Genomic DNA, 19,604 nt, shown 5'->3' with positions numbered 1-19,604 from the left:
AGGCCCAGGCCACTCGACAACACCCTGGCCGATTTGAAATTCAACTGTTCGGGTACGCTGCCGATGAAATAAGGGCACAATGCCACTATTGATCTGCCGGGTCGGAGATTACCCTTGTTTCGTTTTAACGCTGTCCGTGCCAGCCACTTCCTGCCCTCGCTGCTGCTGCTGTTGGCAGGGCTCGCCGCAGCTTATGTGAGAGACCTCAGTGTGTTTTTCACATCGCTGTTCAATGTTCTGCCCACCTTGGTGCTGCTGCTGGGTGGCGCTTACTGCGCGGTGTATCGCCGGCAACGTGAGCTGTTTTTGATGCTTACGGTATACATCGCCTACTTTCTACTCGACACCCAGACCGACTTCTACCGCGACCACGGCCGTGTGCGCGAGGATGCAGCGGTGATATTCCACCTGGTATGCCTGCTGTTGCCGGCATTGTTCGGCCTGTATGGCGCCTGGCAGGAGCGCACCCACCTGCTGCAAGACCTGGTGGCCCGTGGCGCCGTGCTGTTTGCCGTGGGCAGCGTGGCAGTGGCCCTTGAGCAAAGCTACCCGGAGGCGCTGCTGACCTGGTTGGCGGAGATTCGCTGGCCGACCTTGCATGGCCAATGGATGAGCCTGATCCAGTTGGCCTACCCGCTGTTCGCGGGGGTGTTCATCCTGCTGGTGGTGCAGTACCTGCGCGCGCCGAGGCCGTTGCACGCGGCCCAGATCATCGGCCTTCTCGGCATTTTCTGGATGCTGCCGCAAACGTTCATCCTGCCGTTCACGCTGAACATCATGTGCAGCCAGGTAATGTTGATGATCGCCGCAGCGGTTGCGCACGAGGCCTACCAGATGGCCTTCCGCGACGAGCTGACCGGTTTGCCCGGCCGGCGTGCGTTGAACGAGCGCATGCAGCGGCTGGGTCGCAACTATGTCATCGCCATGACCGACGTTGACCACTTCAAGAAATTCAACGACACGCACGGTCACGATGTCGGCGATCAGGTGTTGCGCCTGGTGGCCAGCCGTTTGGCCAAGGTCACCGGTGGTGGGCGTGCCTACCGCTATGGGGGAGAGGAGTTCGCCTTGGTGTTCGCGGGCAAGACCGCCGAGGAATGCGTGCCCCATGTGGAAGCGGTGCGCGAGGTGATCGCCAACTATGTGATGCACCTGCGCGACAAGTACAACCGCCCGCAAGACGATACCACCGGGCGCCAACGCCGCGCCGGCAGCAGCGGCGGCACGGTTTCGGTGACCATCAGCATTGGCGTTGCGGAGCGCCAGGCCGATCACCGCAACCCCGAAGCCGTGCTCAAGTCGGCCGACCAGGCGCTCTACAACGCCAAAGGCGCAGGGCGCAATTGTGTGGTGGTGCATGGCCAGCAATCGCGGCGTGGGGCTGTACGCACTTCGTGACCAAAATAGACCAATTGGTCGATTGATGACCCTATGTCTCGTAAATGTTGTTCGGTTACACTGGTATCTACCCCAGTGTCGCGGTACCCCGAGACCGCCCAGACCCCACTTGCGAGAGGTTGTCATGGCTGACTATAAAGCGCCCGTGCGCGACATGCGCTTCGTACTGAATGAAGTGTTCAACGTGGCTGAGCAGTGGGCGCAGTTGCCCGGGCTGGCCGAGGTCGTCGATGCCGATACGGCCATGGCCGTACTGGAGGAGGCTGGCAAGGTGACCGCCAAGACCATCGCACCGCTCAGCCGCGCGGCCGATGAAGAGGGCTGCCACTGGGACAATGGCGCGGTGCGCACACCGGCCGGCTTCATCGAGGCCTACAACACCTACGCCGAAGGTGGCTGGGTGGGCGTGGGTGGCGACCCGCTGTTCGGCGGCATGGGCATGCCCAAGGCCATTTCGGCGCAGGTCGAGGAAATGGTCAATGCCTCGAGCTTGGCCTTTGGCCTGTACCCGATGCTGACCGCCGGCGCCTGCCTTTCGATCAACGCCCACGCCAGCGAGGCGCTGAAGGAAAAGTATCTGCCGAACATGTATGCCGGGGTATGGGCTGGCTCCATGTGCCTGACCGAACCGCACGCGGGTACCGACCTGGGCATCATCCGCACCAAGGCCGAGCCACAGGCAGACGGCAGCTACAAGGTCAGCGGTACCAAGATCTTCATCACCGGCGGCGAGCACGACCTGACCGAGAACATCATCCACCTGGTGCTGGCCAAGTTGCCGGATGCGCCGGCTGGGCCGAAGGGCATCTCGCTGTTCCTGGTGCCCAAGTTCATGGTGAACGAGGATGGCAGCCTCGGCGCGCGCAACCCGGCCACCTGTGGCTCCATCGAGCACAAGATGGGCATTCAGGCGTCGGCTACCTGCGTCATGAACTTCGACGAGGCTGTGGGCTATATCGTCGGTGAGCCGAACAAAGGCCTGGCAGCCATGTTCACCATGATGAACTACGAGCGCCTGGGGGTGGGTATCCAGGGGCTGGCGACGGCCGAGCGTTCCTACCAGAATGCCGTGGAGTACGCGCGTGACCGTTTGCAAAGCCGTGCCCCCACCGGCCCGCAAGCCAAGGACAAAGCCGCCGACCCGATCATCGTCCACCCGGATGTGCGGCGCATGCTGTTGACCATGAAGGCACTCATCGAGGGTGGCCGCGCGTTTTCCACCTATGTGGCCATGCAACTGGACAGTGCCAAGTACAGCGAAGACCCTGGCGTGCGCAAACGCAGCGAAGAGCTGGTGGCATTGCTTACGCCGGTGGCCAAGGCCTTCCTGACCGACCTGGGCCTGGAGTGCGCGGTGCACGGCCAGCAAGTGTTCGGCGGGCATGGCTACATCCGTGAATGGGGCCAGGAGCAACTGGTGCGTGATGTGCGCATTACCCAGATCTACGAGGGCACCAACGGCATTCAGGCCCTCGACCTGATGGGGCGCAAGGTGGTGGCCAGCGGCGGCGCTTACTACACGCTGTTCTCAGACGAAATTCGCCAGTTCATGGCCAGTGCGGGTAGCGAGCTGGAAGAGTTCACCCGGCCACTGGGCGCTGCGCTCGGCCAACTGGATGGGCTGACTGAATGGGTACTGCAGCAGGCCAAGGGCAACCCGAATGAAATTGGCGCAGCATCGGTCGAGTACCTGCATGCCTTTGGCTATGTCGCTTATGGCTACATGTGGGCATTGATGGCGCGGGCAGCGAAAGCGGGTGAGGGCGACGAGGCGTTCTATTCGGGCAAGCTGGGCACGGCGCGGTTCTACTTCGCCCGCTTGCTGCCACGGGTGGATTCGCTGGTGGCCTCGGTGAAGGCGGGCAGTGAGTCGCTTTACCTGCTGGGTGCCGAGCAGTTCTAGCTGATTCAGGGGCCGCCCAGCGGCCCCTGTGCTTCGCGTATCTGCGAATACTGTGTAAGCCTTTTCCTACACAACGTGGTGACTTTTCACCACTGTTCTCAGATTGGATCCACGGTTAATCTTTACCACATGGACGTTGCGCAGGAAGCGCAAAGGACAGATCAAGGATGGCGACGAAGGACCACCTGCCAGGAAGGCGGGGCGATACGGATGTCACAGGGAAACAGTCTGGAAAACCCCGCTTCGGCGGGGTTTTCTTTGCGCGCGTGTTTTATCAGGCCAGCACATCCAGCGGTGATGCGCCCAGCTGTCGCGCGTCCGTCTCTTCTTCCAGCAGCGTACGCAGCAGTTCGACCGATGCCTGCTGGCGCTGGGCATCGCGGAACACCAGCCCCACCTTCAGCGGTACACGCGGCTCGCTCAGGGGCTTCCACAACAGCCCTTGGTCGTCCTCGGCGGCGTCTTTGGCCCGGCCTGGCAAAATGGTTGCCAGCGCGGTGTGCGCCAGGCTGTCGAGGATACCCGCCATGTTGTTCATCTCGGCCTGCACCTGCGGCCGCCGCCCCTGGCTGGCTAACTGGGCTTGCCAGATCTGGCGGATCTGAAACTCCTCGCCCAGCATCAGCATGGGCAACTCGGCCGCCTGGCGTATGGACACCTTCTTGAAATCCTTCAACGGGTGGGTGGCGGGTATCACCAACTGCAGCTCGTCCTCGTACAGCAACAGGCCATGCAAGCCGGGCTGGCGTGGCGGCAGGTAGCTGATGCCGATGTCCAGGCTGCCGTTGAGCAGGCGCCGCTCGATCTCCAGCCCCGATAACTCGTAGATCTGCACCACCAGGTGGGGTTGGGCCTTGCGCAGCCGTTCGAGCAATTGCGGCACCAGGCTGGGGCGTACCGTTTGCAGCACTCCGATGGCCAAGGTGCGCAAAGACTGGCCCTTGAAGTTGCGCATGGCCTCGTGGGCACGCTGCAGGCCATCGAGCAGCGGCAGGGCATGGTTGTACAGGGTATGGGCCGCCAGGGTCGGCAGCAGGCGCTTGTTGCTGCGCTCGAAAAGGCTCAGGTCCAGGCTGTGTTCCAGTTGGCGGATCTGTTGTGAAAGCGCTGGCTGTGACAGCGACAGGCGCTCGGCGGCGCGGCCGACGTGGCCCTCTTCGTACACCGCGACGAAATAACGCAGTTGGCGAAAATCCATAAGTAATGCTTATCGAAAATACTGGAAAATCGAAATGGCCGGAACCCCTCGTGGCGCCTAGTCTATAGCCGTATTCCAACGGGTTACAGCGCTGAATCAGTCGATTGTTACCGCGGATGAGAAACACTTTTGATAGGCAAGACAAAATAATGAGCGGCGGCGCCAAGATCGCCCTTTGCTCGCCCCTTACCGTGCATTGGCTGGAGCCCCGATGAACCTGTTCAACCTGCGCCGCTCGGCCCCGACCGCCTTGGCCGAGCCCAAGCCTGTGCCGGTGCGTGTGCCACCCGCTGCCGAGTTGTCGCGTGACTGCCTGATGCCAGGGGCCGAACGCCCTGCGCAGGTGTTCGTACGCGGGCAGGGCTCCTGGTTGTGGGACGATGCCGGGCATGCCTACCTGGACTTCACCCAGGGCGGCGCAGTGAACAGCCTGGGCCATAGCCCCAGCGTGCTGGTCAAGGCGTTGGGCAGCCAGGCCCAGGCGCTGATCAACCCGGGCGCGGGGTTTCACAGCCGTGGCCTGCTGGCGCTGGCCAACCGCCTTTGCCAGAGCACTGGCAGCGACCAGGCCTACCTGCTCAACAGCGGTGCCGAAGCCTGTGAAGGGGCGATCAAGCTGGCGCGTAAGTGGGGCCAACTGCACCGCAATGGCGCCTATCACATCATCACCGCCAGCCAGGCCTGCCATGGCCGCAGCCTGGGCGCGCTGTCTGCGTCCGACCCGTTGCCCTGCAACCGCTGTGAACCGGGCCTGCCCGGGTTCAGCAAGGTGCCGTTCAATGACCTGGCGGCGCTGCACGCCGAAGTGGATTCGCGCACTGTGGCCATCATGCTGGAGCCGGTGCAGGGCGAGGCCGGGGTAATTCCGGCGACCCGCGAGTACCTCAAGGGCGTGGAAACCCTCTGTCGTGAGCTGGGCATCCTGCTGATCCTCGATGAGGTACAGACCGGCATCGGGCGCTGTGGTGCGTTGCTGGCCGAAGAGACCTATGGCGTGCGTGCCGACATCATCACCCTGGGTAAAGGCCTGGGCGGTGGTGTGCCATTGGCCGCGTTGCTGGCCCGCGGTACGGCGTGCTGCGCCGAACCGGGCGAGCTGGAGGGCAGCCACCACGGCAATGCGCTGATGTGTGCTGCGGGCCTGGCTGTGCTGGATACCGTACTTGAGCCCGGCTTCTTCGGCCAAGTGCAGGACCACGGCCGCCACCTGCGCGACGGCCTGAGCCGCCTGGCTGGGCGTTATGGCCAGGGCGAAGTACGCGGGCAAGGGCTGCTGTGGGCGCTGCAGCTGAAGGAAAACCAGGCGCGTGAACTGGTGGCCGCGGCCCTGCACGAAGGCTTGCTGCTCAATGCCCCACAAGCGGATGTGGTGCGTTTCTCTCCGGCGCTGACCGTGAGCAAGGGCAATATCGACGAAATGCTGCTGCGACTGGCACGCGCCTTTGCCCGCTTGCATGCGCAGCAGCATGCGCGCCGCGAAGTGCCGGCGTAAGTGTCGGCGTAAGCGGCACGTTACCCAATTCTACGAACCGTCTGGCGTTCCTGCGCATCGCCCCTGGCCTGTTCCATTCGGCCCGGGGCGTTTTTTTTGCCTGTGGAACCTCCAGGACCAGCGGCTAGTCTGTGTTGTAACCCCTTCAGGAGAGACTCGCATGGACTTTATCCGCATCATCATCGCCATTATCTTGCCGCCGCTCGGGGTGTTTCTGCAGGTTGGGTTTGGCGGGGCGTTCTGGCTGAACATTCTGCTGACCCTGCTGGGGTACATTCCAGGGATCGTGCATGCGGTGTACATCATCGCCAAGCGTTAGCCTGCCCAGGCTTTATTACCGGCAAGCCGGGCTCCCACAGGTTGGTGCAGCATTCAACGCCTTCGCTGTACCTGTGGGAGCCGGCTTGCCGGCGATTGGGCTGCAAAGCAGCCCCCAAGGGTCAGCCTCCTAACACCCGGCAATAGAACTTCCACTCTTCTTCCAGCGCATGCGCCAGGTTCTGCGCCTTGCGGAACCCATGCCGCTCGCCCGCGTAGAAGTGCCCTTGCGCCTCGATCCCGTTAGCCTGCAACGCCGCCAGCATTGATCGGGTCTGCTCTGGCACCACCACCGCATCCAGCTCGCCCTGGAAGAAGATTACCGGCACCCTGATCTGCCCTGCATGCAGCAGCGGCGTGCGTTGGCGGTAGCGCTCGGCATCCAGGGCGGGGTCGCCAATCAGCCAGTCCAGGTAATCACCCTCGAACTTGTGCGTGGCACGCCCTAGCGCTATCGGGTCGCTGACCCCGTACAGGCTGGCACCGGCACGGAACACGTCATGGAACGCCAAGGCGCAGAGCGTGGTATAGCCCCCCGCGCTGCCGCCGCGGATGAACGCTTTGCGTGGGTCGACCAGACCCTGTGCTGCCAGGTGCCGGACCGCTGCACAGGCGTCGGCCACATCGCTCTCACCCCAGCGCAGGTGCAGTGCCTGGCGGTACGCCCGGCCATAGCCGGTGCTGCCCCGGTAATTCAGGTCGGCCACGGCAAAGCCGCGCTGGGTCCAGTACTGGATGCGCGGGTCGAGCACCGGGTAGCAGGCCGATGTCGGGCCACCGTGGATGAACACCACCAACGGTGCGGCCCCCTGCGAACGGGCCGCCGGGTAGAAGAAACCATGCGCCTGCTCACCATCACTGGCGTAGTGGAACGCCTGTGGCAGGCTGACGTGGTCGGCTGGCAGCACTTCGGCTCCACCGGCCAGCACGCGAACCTCGTGGTTGCTGCGGTCGATGGCAATCACCGCCGGCGGGCTGATGGGCGAGGCGGCGATGGCATAGAGGTGGTCGTTGTCTATGGCCAGGTTGCGAAAGCGGGTGTAGGCACTGGCGAAGCGCTCGGTGCGGCCATCGGCCCCGCGCACCCCCAGTTGGCCGAAGCCGTTTTCGAACCAGCTGGCCAGGTAGCTATGTGGGCCCAATGGCAACCAGGTGCAGGTGCCCAGCTGCCAGGGGGCCGCCGCGTGGTCTGCCTGCTCGGCAGGCATCGCCTGCCACTGGCCATCGACTTCGCCCCAAGGTTGCCAGAACCCATTGCGGTCGGACAGGCAGTACAGCCGGCCTTCGCCATCGAAACGCGGCTGCTGCAACGATTCCTCGGCTGCCGCCACGCACTGCGCGGGCAACCAGTGGCCACTGGCATCGCGCGTACGGCACATCAACCGGGTCACGGTCCATGGCTGTGCCGGGCGGTCCCATTCGATCCACGCCAGGCGCTGGCCGTCGCCACTCACCGTCGGTGCAGCATAGAAGTCGGCGCCTTCGGCAAGCACTTCGCAGCCGCCGTCGCGCAGCGCGACCAGGCGATGTTCGACCTGGCCGGCGTGGCGTTCTTCAACCGCCAGCACCTGGCCGTCGTGCCATTGCACATCGCCATAGCGGCAGCTGGCATTCTGCGTCAGGGCACGCGGTTCCAGGTCGTCCAGCGGCTGGGTGTAGACCTGCTGGTCCTGCTCGTTGACGAACACCAGCCCGTCGGCGCCCAGGCAGAAACTGCCACCGCCATACTCGTAGACCCGGCTGCGCACGCTGAAGCCATCCGGGGTCAGGCAGCGAGCCTGGCAGTACAACCAGTGCCAGATGCGGCAAGCCCCATCGGCTGGGCGAAATTCCAGCCAGAACAGCCCGTCGGCACCGACCTTGAGTTCGGCAAAGTCGGTGCCGGCGGCGACGGCCTGGGCCGCGCTGAATTCAGCCGCGGGCGATGACACGGGAGTTACGTTCATTGCGAAAGGTCATCTGTTCAATGGCGAGCTGGGCGCTTTCGGCCTCCTCGCGGGCCTTGAGAATGATGCCGTGGTCGGCCGACTTGGCGCACACCGGGTCGGCGTTGCGGGCGTCGCCGGTCAGCATGAAGGCCTGGCAGCGGCAGCCGCCGAAGTCCTTTTCTTTTTCGTCGCAGGAGCGGCACGGTTCGCGCATCCACTCGTAGCCACGGAAGCGGTTGAAGCCGAACGACTCGTACCAGATGTGGTGCAGGTCGTGCTCACGCACATTAGGGAACTGCACCGGCAGCTGGCGGGCGCCATGGCAGGGCAGTGCAGTACCGTCAGGTGTGATGGTGAGGAACAGGTTGCCCCAGCCATTCATGCAGGCCTTGGGGCGCTCTTCGTAGTAGTCCGGGGTGACGAAGATCAGCTTGCACGGGTTGCCTTCGGCCTTGAGTTTTGCGCGGTACTCGTTGGTGATGCGCTCGGCACGCTCCAATTGCGCGCGCGTTGGCAGCAGGCCAAGGCGGTTGAGGTGCGCCCAGCCATAGAACTGGCAGGTGGCAAGCTCGACGAAGTCGGCTTCCAGGGCGATGCACAGCTCGATGATGCGGTCGATCTTGTCGATGTTGTGCCGGTGGGTGACGAAGTTGAGCACCATCGGGTAGCCGTGGGCCTTCACTGCGCGGGCCATTTCAAGCTTTTGCGCAAAGGCCTTCTTCGAGCCGGCCAGCAGGTTGTTGACCTGCTCGTCGCTGGCCTGGAAGCTGATTTGGATATGATCCAGGCCGGCCTCCTTGAATTCGGCGATGCGCGCCTCGTTCAGGCCAATGCCGGAGGTGATCAGGTTGGTGTAGTAACCCAGCCGGCGGGCCTCGCCAATCAGCTCGGCCAGGTCCTGGCGCACCAGCGGCTCACCACCGGAAAAGCCGATTTGCGCGGCGCCCATCTGGCGTGCCTCGGCCATGACCTTGAACCACTGTTCGGTGCTCAGCTCCTGGCCCTGGGCGGCAAAGTCCAGCGGATTGGAGCAGTACGGGCACTGCAGCGGGCAACGGTAGGTCAGCTCGGCCAGCAGCCACAGCGGCAAGCCCACAGCGGGCGTTGGCGGCAACTCAGGCGAGGACGATCCAGTGTTCGGCACGGGCTACCTCCATGAACTGCTCGATGTCCTCGGCTACCTGGGGCACGCCGGGAAATTGCTGTTCGAGTTCGCTGATGATCGCTGCAACATCGCGCTGGCCATCGATCAGCCTACCGATCAGGCTGGCGCTGTCATTGAGCTTGATCATGCCTTCAGGGTAGAGCAGCACATGGCCTTTCTGCGCCGGTTCGTACTGGAAGCGGTAGCCGGGGCGCCAGTTCGGTACTTGGTTACGGTCGAAACTCATAGGGTGATCCCCTTGTGCCACACCCGGTCCTGGGTGACGGAGTGATAGGGCGGGCGGTTCAGCTCGTAGGCCATGCTCATGGCGTCGAGCATGCTCCAGAGGATATCCAGCTTGAACTGCAGTATTTCCAGCATACGCTCCTGGCCTGCGCGGGTGGTGTAATGCTGCAGGGTAATGGCCAGGCCGTGCTCCACGTCACGCCGGGCCTGGCCCAGGCGGGTGCGGAAGTACTCGTAGCCGGCCGGGTCGATCCACGGGTAGTGTTGCGGCCAGCTGTCCAGTCGCGACTGGTGGATTTGCGGGGCGAACAGTTCGGTCAGCGAGCTGCTGGCCGCTTCCTGCCAGCTGGCGCGGCGGGCGAAATTGACGTAGGCGTCTACGGCAAAGCGCACGCCGGGCAGTACCAGCTCTTGCGAGCGCAACTGGTCGGGGTCCAGCCCCACCGCCTGGCCCAGGCGCAGCCAGGCCTCGATACCGCCGTCCTCGCCGGGGGCACCGTCGTGGTCGAGCAGGCGCTGTATCCACTCGCGGCGCACTTCGCGGTCAGGGCAGTTGGCCAGGATCGCGGCATCCTTCATGGGGATGTTGACCTGATAGTAGAAGCGGTTCGCGACCCAGCCCTGGATCTGCTCGCGGCTGGCCCGGCCCTGGTACATCGCCACATGATAGGGGTGATGGATATGGTAAAAGGCGCCCTTGGCGCGCAGGGCCTGCTCGAACTCTGCAGGGGACATTGGCAGTGCATCGCTCATTCGGCTCGCTCCTGTAAAACGCTTAACTGGCCTGGCAATTCACCCCTGTGGGAGCGGGCATGCCCGCGAACACCGGCCAAGCCGATGCCATGAACTGTATTGGCTGCTTCGCGGGCATGCCCGCTCCCACAGGGGTTTAGTGTCGTCTGGCCGTCTGTATTTACAACTCGATACTCATGCCGTCGAAAGCCACTTCCACGCCACGGCGCAGTACTTCGGCGCGTTCGGGCGATGCTTCATCAAGTATCGGGTTGGTGTTGTTGATGTGGATAAGCACTTTGCGCTGGCGTGGGAAGCCATCGAGCACTTCCAGCATGCCGCCGGGGCCGTTCTGCGCCAGGTGGCCCATCTCGCGCCCGGTGCGGGTACCAACGCCACGGCGCTGCATTTCATCGTCTTCCCACAAGGTGCCGTCGACCAGCAGGCAGTCGGCGCCGTGCATCATCGCCAGCAGCTTGTCATCGACCTGGCCCAGGCCAGGGGCGTAGAACAGCTTGCCGCCGGTACGGGTATCTTCGACCAGCAAGCCAAGGTTGTCGCCTGGGTGGGGGTCGAAGCGGTGCGGCGAGTAGGGCGGTGCGGCGCTGCGCAGCGGGAAGGGCGTGAAGCGCAGGTTGGGGCAGGCGTCGATCACAAAGCTGCCTTCGAGCTCGATGCGGTTCCACTGCAGCCCACCGTTCCAGTGGCTGAGCATGTTGAACAGGGGGAACCCGGTGGTCAGGTCCTGGTGGACCATGTCGGTGCACCACACCTGGTGCGGGCAGCCTTCGCGCAGGCTGAGCAGCCCAGTGGTGTGGTCGATCTGGCTGTCCAGCAGCACGATGGCGTTGATGCCGGTATCGCGCAGAGCCCGGGCTGGCTGCATGGGCGCAAAGGCTTGCAGCTGCGCGCGGATGTCGGGCGAGGCATTGCACAGTACCCAGTGCACGCCGTCGTCGGACAGGGCGATGGACGACTGGGTGCGCGCCGTTGCACGCAGGGTGCCGTCACGGTAACCCTTGCAGTTGACGCAATTGCAGTTCCACTGCGGGAACCCGCCACCGGCGGCGGAGCCGAGAACCTGGATATACATGGCCACTCTCTATGCTGTGCGAAATCAGTATCTTGAAAACGAAAACGCCCCGGCAGGCCGAGGCGTGGAACCGTAAGCCGGGCTTAGCGGTTAGCGAAGTACATGGTGACTTCGAAGCCGATACGCAGATCAGTGTAAGCAGGTTTGGTCCACATGGAGTTACTCCTTCCGGATGGGTTTGGGTTTGCTCAGCTACTACTTGGGTACCGCCATGCGCAGGAGGTTCCCAGAACTGGGATTGCGCTATCTTACAAGAAAAATTTGTACCGAAAGGTTAATTATTCGAAAAGTGCCATTGCACTTTGCGTAACAATCATGGGCTTTCGCCCTGCCAGGAAGTGTCTGGCGCGGCAGCGTTGGCCAGGCAAAGCCAGACAGCACCCGCATCGAGCAGGTTGCTGAGCAACTGGTCCAGATCCGTCTGCCGCGTGTTCAGGATAGACCTGCGCAGGCCATCGAGCTGGCCTGGTTGTGTAGCCAGGTGTGTCTGCCATGCCCACTCGGTGACCTCCGCGTTGGCCATGGCCGGCTCGGCAAATTGGTCGGCCAAGGCCTGGCGAACCCCGGCGTCAAGGGTAACGCCCTGGCGCAGCAGGGCCGTCAGGTGGTCAAGGACCTGAACCTGGTCCGTGTGCGGAGACTGCACACCGAACAACAGGCCACCCACGCCCTCGATCTGGCGAAAGGCACTGAATACCGCGTAGCCCAGTTGCAGTTCCACCCGCAGCCTTTGGTACACCGGGCCTTGCAGTAATTGGGCGAGCACGCGGCCGCGGGCTTCGTCTGCCGCAGCCAGTGGGCAGAACAGCAGCAGGGCGTGTTCACTGCCTGGTGCGCTAACGTGGTACCAGCGCTTGCTGGCCCAGCTGGGTGCCGGCGTAGGCCGCGCGCCTTGGCCGGGGCACTGCTGCACGGCAACACTTAGTGCGCCCAGCGCCCGGGCGTCGAAACCCGTGGCCAAGCCATGCCAGTGCGATTGCTGCCACAGGCTAGCGAGGTGCTGTTGCCCCAGCGAGCAATCCGGCGCTGTTTCAGGCAGGCCACCGGCTACCGCATCCGGCAGTTGCTGCAGCAACAGGCGGATGGGTATCAATGCTGGGGTCTGCGCGGGGCTGGCTTGCCAGCAGCTGGCAGGCGGTTCGCGCAGCAACCCCAAGGCCTGTTGCGTTGTGCGCAGCACCGCTGCTGGCTGCCCGGCGCAGCGCAGCTGCCAGTAAGCGCCGGCACTGGTGAATTGCAGTTGCAGCGAGGCGCGTTCACAACGTTCCTGCAACGGCGCCAGGGCCTGTTCGAGCACCCGTTTCAGCGGCTGGCGCAAGGGCGAAGGCACCTGCCAGCGCAGGTACAGCGCCGCGTACTGGCGCGAGGGCGGGAGCTGGCCACTGATGGTCAGCGCCGCCGGCAGCGGCTGCGCGTTGGCATTGGGCAGTTCGGCGCTGAGCAACGGGTCGGCTGGCGGCAATTGCCAATGGCCGCACTCGGCGCAGGGCAAATCATCAAGCAGCGCATCCAGCGCGTGCAGGCCTTGGGCATCCAGTTGGGCGAACGGCCGGCCTGCGCTGTCCCGGCGGGCTAGCTCCAGTGCGCTTGCGCTGTGCGCGCGGCTGCGCTGCAACACACCGAACTGCTGGTTCAGCGAACGGCGGTCGGTTTGGCGCATGAAACTGAACCAGCCGTGCAGCAGGTCGCGGGCTTCGTCCGGGCAGGCGTTGGCACTGAGCTTGAGGTCGAGGTGCCACAGCAACTGACCGGCGAATGCATACAGTGTTTCAGCTTTGAAACTGTGCAGCCAGCCACGCTCACGCAGGGTGCCCAGCCAGGTACCGGGGCGGCTGTCTTCAAGGCCGGTGGTCAGCAGCTCCAGCGCTTGCTCGGCGCCGTTTGGGAGGTGCTGGTGCGTGAACACCAGCGGGTCGGCCGCTGCCGACAGGCAGGGTGGCTGCGCCTGAGCCACAGGCCGCCCCACAGCGAATAGCCCGGCATGTTGGCGGCCGATTCGCTCCAGTTCAGCCAGCGGTTGTGGGCCGCACAGGCTCAAGGTGATCTGCCCGCCCTGGTAGAAGCGCCGGTGAAAACCGCCGAGCGCTTGCTGGAAGCGCGGATCCTGCAGGGCCAGGGTGTAACGGTTGCCGGCATGGAATGCGCCCAGCGGATGGCCAGGCGCGGCCGCTTGCAGCAAGGCGAACTGCTGCTGGGCCTGCGGATTGCGGGACCAGGCGATGAATTCGGCATGAATCACCTCGCGTTCGCGGCGCTGGCGCTCGCTGCCCAGGTCGGGTTCGGCAAGCATCTGGCACAGGCGCTCGAGGCCGCCGGCCAAAGCATTGGGTGGCACTTCGAAGAAAAAATCGGTAGTACGTTCGCGGGTGCTGGCGTTGACTTGGCCGCCGAGGGTTTGCACGTAGCGCATCAAGCCATCGTTCAGCGCAAAGCGGGAGGTACCGAGGAAGAACAGGTGTTCGAGAAAGTGCGCCAGGCCGGGCCATTTGGCGGGGGCATCGTGGCTGCCCGCGTGCACCCGCAGTGCGGCTGCCGAGCGCTTCAGGCGCGGGGCGTGGCGCAGGGTCAGCTGCAGGCCGTTGGCGAGGGTCAGGTGGCGGGTGGCGTCAGGCATGGCGGGCTCCGGTTGCTCGGTTTCCATGCTAACCCATTTGTTCCCAGGCCCGGCCCCTTCGCGGGCCAGCCCGCTCCCACAGGCACTGTACAGCGCTTTAGGTTCACGGGGTCGATGAGGGAGCTGGCTTGCCTGCGAATGGGCCGCGAAGCGGCCCCCGTCAGCCTTGACGCAGGTGCAGCTCCTGGCGCAGATCGCTCAGGTAGGGGAAGGCCGCGCGCCCCTGCACCACCCGCTCATGCTCAAGTTCGGCCAACAACAGGCATTCATCGTGCCCGGCCATCGCCAGCAGGCTGCCGTCCGGGCCGATGATGCTGCTTTGCCCGCAATACTGGATCTGCCCCTCTGCCCCGCAGTAGTTGGCATACACCAGATAACACTGGTTCTCCTGCGCCCGCGCCCGCACGGTCACCTGGCAGGTGAAATCGTAGGGCGCCATGTTCGCCGTTGGCACCAGAATCAGCTCGGCACCGTTCAGTGCCAGGCGCCGGGCGTTCTCCGGGAACTCGATGTCGTAGCAGATCAGCAGGCCGACCTTCCAGCCCTCCAGCTGTACCACTGAGAAGTGATCCGGGCCGGGGCTGAACATCGAACGGTCCAGTTCGCCGAACAAGTGGGTCTTGCGGTAGTTGCTCAGGCTGCGCCCATGCGCGTCGATCAACTGCACGCTGTTGTAGATCGCCCCGTCCTCGCCGCGCTCCGGGTAGCCATAGACAATGGCGATGCGGTGCGCCTGGGCGATTTCCACCACCGCCATGGCCGCCGGACCATCGGCCGCCTCGGCCAGGTGCTCCACCTGAGCCAGGCCGATGTTGTAGCCGCTGAGGAACATTTCCGGGCACACCAGCAACTGCGCGCCACGTTCAACTGCCAGCTGCGCCTGCTGGCGTAGCCGTTGCAGGTTGCCGGGTACATCCAGCGGCTGGGGATGGCCCTGGAACAGAGCGATGCGCATGTTGCCTCCTGCGTGTCAGTCGGCCAGGGCGATCGGGCCGATTTCGTCGAACACGTCGCCAGGGCCTGGGTTGTCGGGGTGGGTACGGCCACCGAAGTGGTTCATGATACCCCACACCGCATTCAGCGAAGTTTGCACCGCGCCCTCGACCCAGGCAGGTGTCCACGACACGTCGTCCCCGGCGATGAACATGCCGCGCTGTTCGGCGGGCATGTCCTGCTGCATGAAGTGCGCGTACATGCGCTGGTTGTAGCGGTAGTGGCCCGGCAATGCACCCTTGAAGGCGCCGAGAAAGTACGGGTCGGCTTCCCAGGACACGGTGATCGGGTCGCCGATGATGTGCCCGGCAATGTCGGTTTTCGGGTAGATCTTCTTCAGCGCATCCAGGGCCAGTTGCACGCGCTTTTCCACCGGGTGCGGCAGCATCTTCAGCGCATCGCTCATCCACGCGTAGGACAGGCAGATGACCCCCGGTTTGTGGTCACCGTTATCGAACAGGTATGTGCCGCGGGTGAGGCGGTCGGTGAGGGTCATGCTCATCAGGTCGCGGCCGGTTTGCGGGTCTTTGTCCTTCCAGAACGGCCGGTCGACCATGACGAAGGTCTTCGAGGACTGCATGTAGCGGGTCCGGTCCAGGGCCATCCACATTTTTTGCGAGAACAGCGATTCCTCGCAGTCGATCTGCGTGGTCAGCAGCCAGGTCTGGCAGGTGGTGAGCACGGCACTGTAGTGGCGGGTGTCCCCCCAGTTGTCGGTAACCGCCAGGCGCCCGTCGGCTGCGCGGGCGATACGTTTTACACCGGTACGCGGCGCGCCGCCGTGCAGTGCGCTAAGGCTGGTGCCCTGTGGCCAGTGCACGCAGCGCTCCGGTACATGGCGCCAGATACCTTGTGGCACCTGCTCAACGCCGCCGACTACCAGGTGCTGATGGTCGTCGCAGTTGGTCATGACCACGCGGAAAATTTCCAGCATCGAGTTGGGGAAGTCCGAGTCCCACCCGCCCGTGCCGAAGCCCACCTGGCCGAACACCTCGCGGTGCTGGAAGCTCAGCTTGGCGAACGAGCGCGAGGTGGCGACGAAGTCATAGAAGGTGCGGTCGTCCCACAGCGGTACCAGCTTGTTCCACAGTTCCTTCAGGCGGGTGACATCACGGTCGCGGATGGCTTGCTGAATGTCGGAGAACTGGGCACCGCTTTCCAGCGCATCGGCCCAGGCGTCGGCCACTTCATGGAACAGTTGCGGCAGGTCGGCGGCCTTCTCGGCGTAGTAGGTCTGGCCCTCCAGGTCGATCACCGTACTGCCCGACGCCGGGGTCAGCGGGTTGGGGAACGGCTTGGTTTCCAGGCCTAGCTTGTCCACATAGTGGTAAAAGGCAGTGGACGACACCGGGAAGCGCATGCCGCCGAGTTCGGCAACGATCCCGTCGGTGCCGTTGAAGGCTTGCGAGCGCAGGCGGCCGCCAAGCTTGGAGGCCTCGTAGACCACCGGCTTGAGGCCCAGCTTCATCAGTTCGTACGCCGCCACCAGGCCGGCGATGCCCGCACCTACGATGGCCACCTCTTCACCGTGGCGTTCAGCCGGGATACTGCCAAGGCCTGCCCGGTGTTCAAGCCAGTCGTCGAAAGCGAAGGGAAAGTCCGGGCCAAAGATGGTGATCGGCTTCTTGCCGTCGGCGGGGTGGCGGTTTTTCTTGTTCATGAAGTGACCTTGCCAGAGGGGCTGCGCGGGGAGCAGAGCCTGAGTATAGGAGATGCCTGGTGGTCATTTTAGGGACAGCGGGGTTCGTAATTAAGATGCAGAGTGTTGTCTTAATGTCGTTTTCTGAGTCGAAATCTATTTTAAAAAATACATTATGACGAACACTTGCCCGTTGTAGGAGCGGCCTTGTGTCGCGAAAGGGCCGCAAAGCGGCCCCAGCAACATCTGCTGTATGCACAAATCCTGGGGGCGCTTCGCCCCCCTTTCGCGACACAAGGCCGCTCCTACAACGGGCTGTGTAGCACTTGCGATCTGGGTGATCAGATACGTCCTACATCCATGACTTGAGATAAAGAATTACCCTACACCCGCTATAGCCCCGGTCTGGCTGCGCGGAAAATGTCTCAGGGTTAACTTCACCGGGTCGCCGTTCTAAGGGCGACTGGGTGTGAGAACCCATCATTCAACTTCGCACCAAGGCTTGTGTCATGGCAGCCGTGCGCGGGCAGGCTTTGGCCTGGCCGGATTTCCAAGTTGGCCGGTTCTCACCCCGTGCATGGCTGCCACCTATTTCCCGTGAGAAGGAGTCGGTAGGCAGTTTCCTCAAGGCTCAATTTGGGAATTGCATCATGAAACAGACGGACTCTGACCGACCCGAAAAACTCAAACCCACCGCCGAAAAGCCCTTCTGCAACTGCGAAGCCAGCCACCCGCCGCTCTTCGCCATCCGCCCCGGCATTGACGCCGCCGACGCCTTGGTCCACGCCTGCCTGCTAGCCCGTGGCCTCAACCAGATTGCCTCTGACTACGCGCAACACCACGCCCCCGAACGCAGCCGTGACATTGTCTGGTCGATGCAGCATTCTGCCGAAAGCCTGTCGGCCATCCTCGATGGCCTGCTCGACGGTCAGGAAGCCTGACCGCCAGCCCCCTCACAGCGGCTGGCCGCGGTCCACCTTGCTGCTGAGGATGATCGACGTGGTGGTTTTCTCCACCCCGTCGACACTGCCGATCTGGTCAAGCAACTGGTCCAGTTGCTCGGGTGAGTCCGTGCGCAGCCAAGCCACGTAGTCGAATTCGCCGCTTACCGCGCACAACTGCTGCACTTGCCCCATGGCACTCAAGCGCCGCACCACGTCCTTGCCGGAGCGCGGTTGCACCTTGATCCCCACATACGCTTGCAGCCCGCCACCGATCACGCTTTGGCCAAGGCGCACGCCATAACCGGCAATGACCTTGGTCTTCTCCAGCCGCTCCAGGCGCGAGTTGACCGTGGTACGGGCGATACCTAGCTGGCGAGCGAGGTTAGCCACGCTTTCACGGGCGTTGATCTGCAGCAGGGCGATCAGCTGGCGATCGATTTCATCCAGGGTGATAAGGCGGGCATCCGACATGGCGAGTCTCTACGGTTGGCCCGCTAGCCTAGCCAGCCAATGCCAATCAGGGCAAGGCCAGCCGCTGCCGACGCGGTCCCTGTAGGAGCGGCCTTGTGTCGCGAAAGGGCCGCAAAGCGGCCCCGGCACTGGCGGGCACCGCAAGGTTCGCTGGGCTGCAAACGGCAAAGTTAACCGTAGTGGTGTACGAGTAGTTGCTTTCTATCGCTCAAGTGGATCGCGACCATTATCCTATGGCGCGACGACGCACCAGGGGCTGACTGGGTCGGCTCAAGTGCTCAGCGTGCTATCTGGTAACGGGTACTGCGCCCGCCACCGGGCAGCCGCTCGATGCAGCCTTTTTCCAGCAGGTCGCTCAGATGGCGGGTCGCGGTGGCTTTGGACACCTTGGCTACGGCTTGGTACTGGACTGCGCTGATACCGTTTTCAAAACCCCGTTCGCCGCCATCAAGCAGGCGGTTAAGCACTTTGACCTGCTCCGCCGATAGGGTTTGGCTGCGGTGCGCCTGCCAGAAGCGCGCCTTGACCAGCACTCGGTCGATACGAGCAAGAGCCTGCTCCAAGCTGTTGAGCAACGTCGTGAGAAACCATTGCAGCCAAGCAGTGATGTCCAGTGTGCTTTTCTGGCTGGCTTCAAGCATGCGGTAATAGCCTGCTCGGTCATCAAGGATGCTTGCGGACAGGGCATAGAAGCGGATGGCTTGATGTTCGCCCTGGGCCAAGGCCAGATCGGTGATGGCGCGGGTGAGGCGACCATTGCCGTCATCGAAGGGGTGCAGGGTAACGAACCAGAAATGGGCGATGCCAGCGCGCAGAAAGGGGTCAAGGCTGGCATCGCTTCGGCTGCTTTCGAACCAGGCGAGAAAGTCCGCCAATTGCTCTTCCAGGCCCGCGCGGGGAGGGGCCTCGAAATGTACCGTAGGGCGGTCTATGCGACCGGAAACGACCTGCATCGGCTCTTCGCCGCGCAGTGTGCCGATGTGTAGCGGTCGAGCCAGCAGTTGGTCATCGGTGGGGAATAGCCAACGGTGCCAGGTGAAAAGTCGCTGCTCGTCTAGCGCTTGTTGATACAGGCAGGTGGCATCGAGCAGCAGTTCCGCCAGGCCTTCGGAACGTGAGGTGGTGCGACCCTCTTCGCTCAGCCCCAAGCGCCGCGCCAGTGATGAACGCACCGAACCGACATTCAGTTGCTCACCCTCGATGGCTGAAGAAGTGACGATGTTTTGAAGCATGGCATCCAGGCTGCTCTGCACTTCGGTGTCACTGCCCACCGCACCGAGCATTCCGAGCAAACGCCCCTGAGCGTGATTGCAAGCGCGCAGCAGCGGGGCAAGCGTTTCGCCTCGCCAGGTAAAGTGCGGCCAGTTGGGCTGCTGCCAGATCCAGCGCGGGTCATTCATGGGAGCGTTCATCTGTGAGCCGATTAGCGAGCCTATTCGGCTCATTCAGTGAGCCGATAATCCCCAGCCCGTTTTGGGGCTCCGGCTTGCC

General features: G+C 63.5%; 17 protein-coding genes. 5 read left to right on the top strand and 12 right to left on the bottom strand.

The features are described from left to right. Window positions 1-114 precede the first annotated feature (114 nt). Together ACF8SD_RS01200 and ACF8SD_RS01195 are read left to right on the top strand one after the other, a co-directional pair. Entirely contained in the window at window positions 115-1,398 is a 1,284-nt protein-coding gene (locus ACF8SD_RS01200) for a diguanylate cyclase (RefSeq protein ID WP_392483428.1), read from the top strand. A gap of 124 nt (window positions 1,399-1,522) precedes the next feature. Next, the gene (locus ACF8SD_RS01195; protein ID WP_173887395.1) at window positions 1,523-3,301 is read left to right on the top strand and encodes an acyl-CoA dehydrogenase C-terminal domain-containing protein; all 1,779 of its coding nucleotides are present in this window, start codon (window positions 1,523-1,525) and stop codon (window positions 3,299-3,301) included. A gap of 274 nt (window positions 3,302-3,575) precedes the next feature. Here the strand turns inward: ACF8SD_RS01195 and ACF8SD_RS01190 are convergent, their stop codons facing one another. Beyond that, window positions 3,576-4,499 carry a LysR family transcriptional regulator gene (locus ACF8SD_RS01190; protein WP_173887396.1) on the bottom strand — a complete coding sequence of 308 codons (924 nt, stop codon included), beginning with the start codon at window positions 4,497-4,499 and terminating at the stop codon, window positions 3,576-3,578. 211 nt (window positions 4,500-4,710) lie between these two features. Here ACF8SD_RS01190 and ACF8SD_RS01185 point away from each other — a divergent pair, with 211 nt between their 5' ends. Beyond that, on the top strand, window positions 4,711-5,991 hold the full coding sequence (locus ACF8SD_RS01185; protein WP_173887397.1) for an aspartate aminotransferase family protein: 1,281 nt from the start codon (window positions 4,711-4,713) through the stop codon (window positions 5,989-5,991). 160 nt (window positions 5,992-6,151) lie between these two features. After that, entirely contained in the window at window positions 6,152-6,310 is a 159-nt protein-coding gene (locus ACF8SD_RS01180; RefSeq protein ID WP_009681539.1) for a YqaE/Pmp3 family membrane protein, read from the top strand. A 121-nt stretch (window positions 6,311-6,431) separates the two neighbouring features. Here the strand turns inward: ACF8SD_RS01180 and ACF8SD_RS01175 are convergent, their stop codons facing one another. From ACF8SD_RS01175 to ACF8SD_RS01135, 9 genes are all read right to left on the bottom strand, one after another. Beyond that, complete coding sequence (locus ACF8SD_RS01175) at window positions 6,432-8,255, bottom strand: prolyl oligopeptidase family serine peptidase (protein ID WP_392483427.1); 1,824 nt, start codon at window positions 8,253-8,255, stop codon at window positions 6,432-6,434. Continuing rightward, window positions 8,221-9,381 carry a pyrroloquinoline quinone biosynthesis protein PqqE gene (gene pqqE, locus ACF8SD_RS01170; RefSeq protein WP_249414319.1) on the bottom strand — a complete coding sequence of 387 codons (1,161 nt, stop codon included), beginning with the start codon at window positions 9,379-9,381 and terminating at the stop codon, window positions 8,221-8,223. The genes ACF8SD_RS01175 and pqqE overlap by 35 nt, the downstream gene beginning before the upstream one ends. Further along, a complete protein-coding gene (pqqD, locus tag ACF8SD_RS01165) occupies window positions 9,353-9,628 on the bottom strand; it encodes a pyrroloquinoline quinone biosynthesis peptide chaperone PqqD (RefSeq protein WP_392483426.1) in 276 nt (91 codons plus the stop codon). The genes pqqE and pqqD overlap by 29 nt, the downstream gene beginning before the upstream one ends. After that, window positions 9,625-10,380, bottom strand: coding sequence for a pyrroloquinoline-quinone synthase PqqC (gene pqqC / locus ACF8SD_RS01160; protein ID WP_009682812.1), 756 nt, complete (start codon window positions 10,378-10,380; stop codon window positions 9,625-9,627). The genes pqqD and pqqC overlap by 4 nt, the downstream gene beginning before the upstream one ends. A 160-nt stretch (window positions 10,381-10,540) precedes the next feature. Then, on the bottom strand, window positions 10,541-11,452 hold the full coding sequence (gene pqqB, locus ACF8SD_RS01155; protein ID WP_009682811.1) for a pyrroloquinoline quinone biosynthesis protein PqqB: 912 nt from the start codon (window positions 11,450-11,452) through the stop codon (window positions 10,541-10,543). A gap of 83 nt (window positions 11,453-11,535) precedes the next feature. Then, the gene (gene pqqA, locus ACF8SD_RS01150; RefSeq protein WP_003243383.1) at window positions 11,536-11,607 is read right to left on the bottom strand and encodes a pyrroloquinoline quinone precursor peptide PqqA; all 72 of its coding nucleotides are present in this window, start codon (window positions 11,605-11,607) and stop codon (window positions 11,536-11,538) included. Between the two features lie 158 nt (window positions 11,608-11,765). Further along, window positions 11,766-14,066 (bottom strand): pyrroloquinoline quinone biosynthesis protein PqqF, encoded by a 2,301-nt coding sequence (pqqF, locus tag ACF8SD_RS01145; protein ID WP_392483425.1) that lies wholly within the window; start codon window positions 14,064-14,066, stop codon window positions 11,766-11,768. A 160-nt stretch (window positions 14,067-14,226) separates the two neighbouring features. Next, entirely contained in the window at window positions 14,227-15,021 is a 795-nt protein-coding gene (locus ACF8SD_RS01140; protein ID WP_392483424.1) for a carbon-nitrogen hydrolase family protein, read from the bottom strand. A 15-nt stretch (window positions 15,022-15,036) separates the two neighbouring features. Continuing rightward, a complete protein-coding gene (locus tag ACF8SD_RS01135) occupies window positions 15,037-16,719 on the bottom strand; it encodes a flavin monoamine oxidase family protein (RefSeq protein WP_392483423.1) in 1,683 nt (560 codons plus the stop codon). 629 nt (window positions 16,720-17,348) lie between these two features. Between ACF8SD_RS01135 and ACF8SD_RS01130 the strand changes: the two genes are divergently transcribed. After that, window positions 17,349-17,639 (top strand): hypothetical protein, encoded by a 291-nt coding sequence (locus ACF8SD_RS01130; protein ID WP_033690402.1) that lies wholly within the window; start codon window positions 17,349-17,351, stop codon window positions 17,637-17,639. A gap of 12 nt (window positions 17,640-17,651) precedes the next feature. On the opposite strand, the gene ACF8SD_RS01125 is transcribed toward ACF8SD_RS01130, so the two are convergent. Beyond that, entirely contained in the window at window positions 17,652-18,113 is a 462-nt protein-coding gene (locus ACF8SD_RS01125) for an Lrp/AsnC family transcriptional regulator (RefSeq protein WP_029887892.1), read from the bottom strand. 278 nt (window positions 18,114-18,391) lie between these two features. Further along, entirely contained in the window at window positions 18,392-19,513 is a 1,122-nt protein-coding gene (locus tag ACF8SD_RS01120) for a Fic family protein (protein ID WP_392483422.1), read from the bottom strand. Window positions 19,514-19,604 lie beyond the last annotated feature (91 nt).

This window comes from Pseudomonas sp. CJQ_9, assembly GCF_043106615.1.
GTDB classification, from domain to species: Bacteria; Pseudomonadota; Gammaproteobacteria; order Pseudomonadales; family Pseudomonadaceae; genus Aquipseudomonas; species Aquipseudomonas juntendi.
Note: the sequence above shows the minus strand (reverse complement) of the source record. Positions and strands in the feature narration are given on the sequence as shown.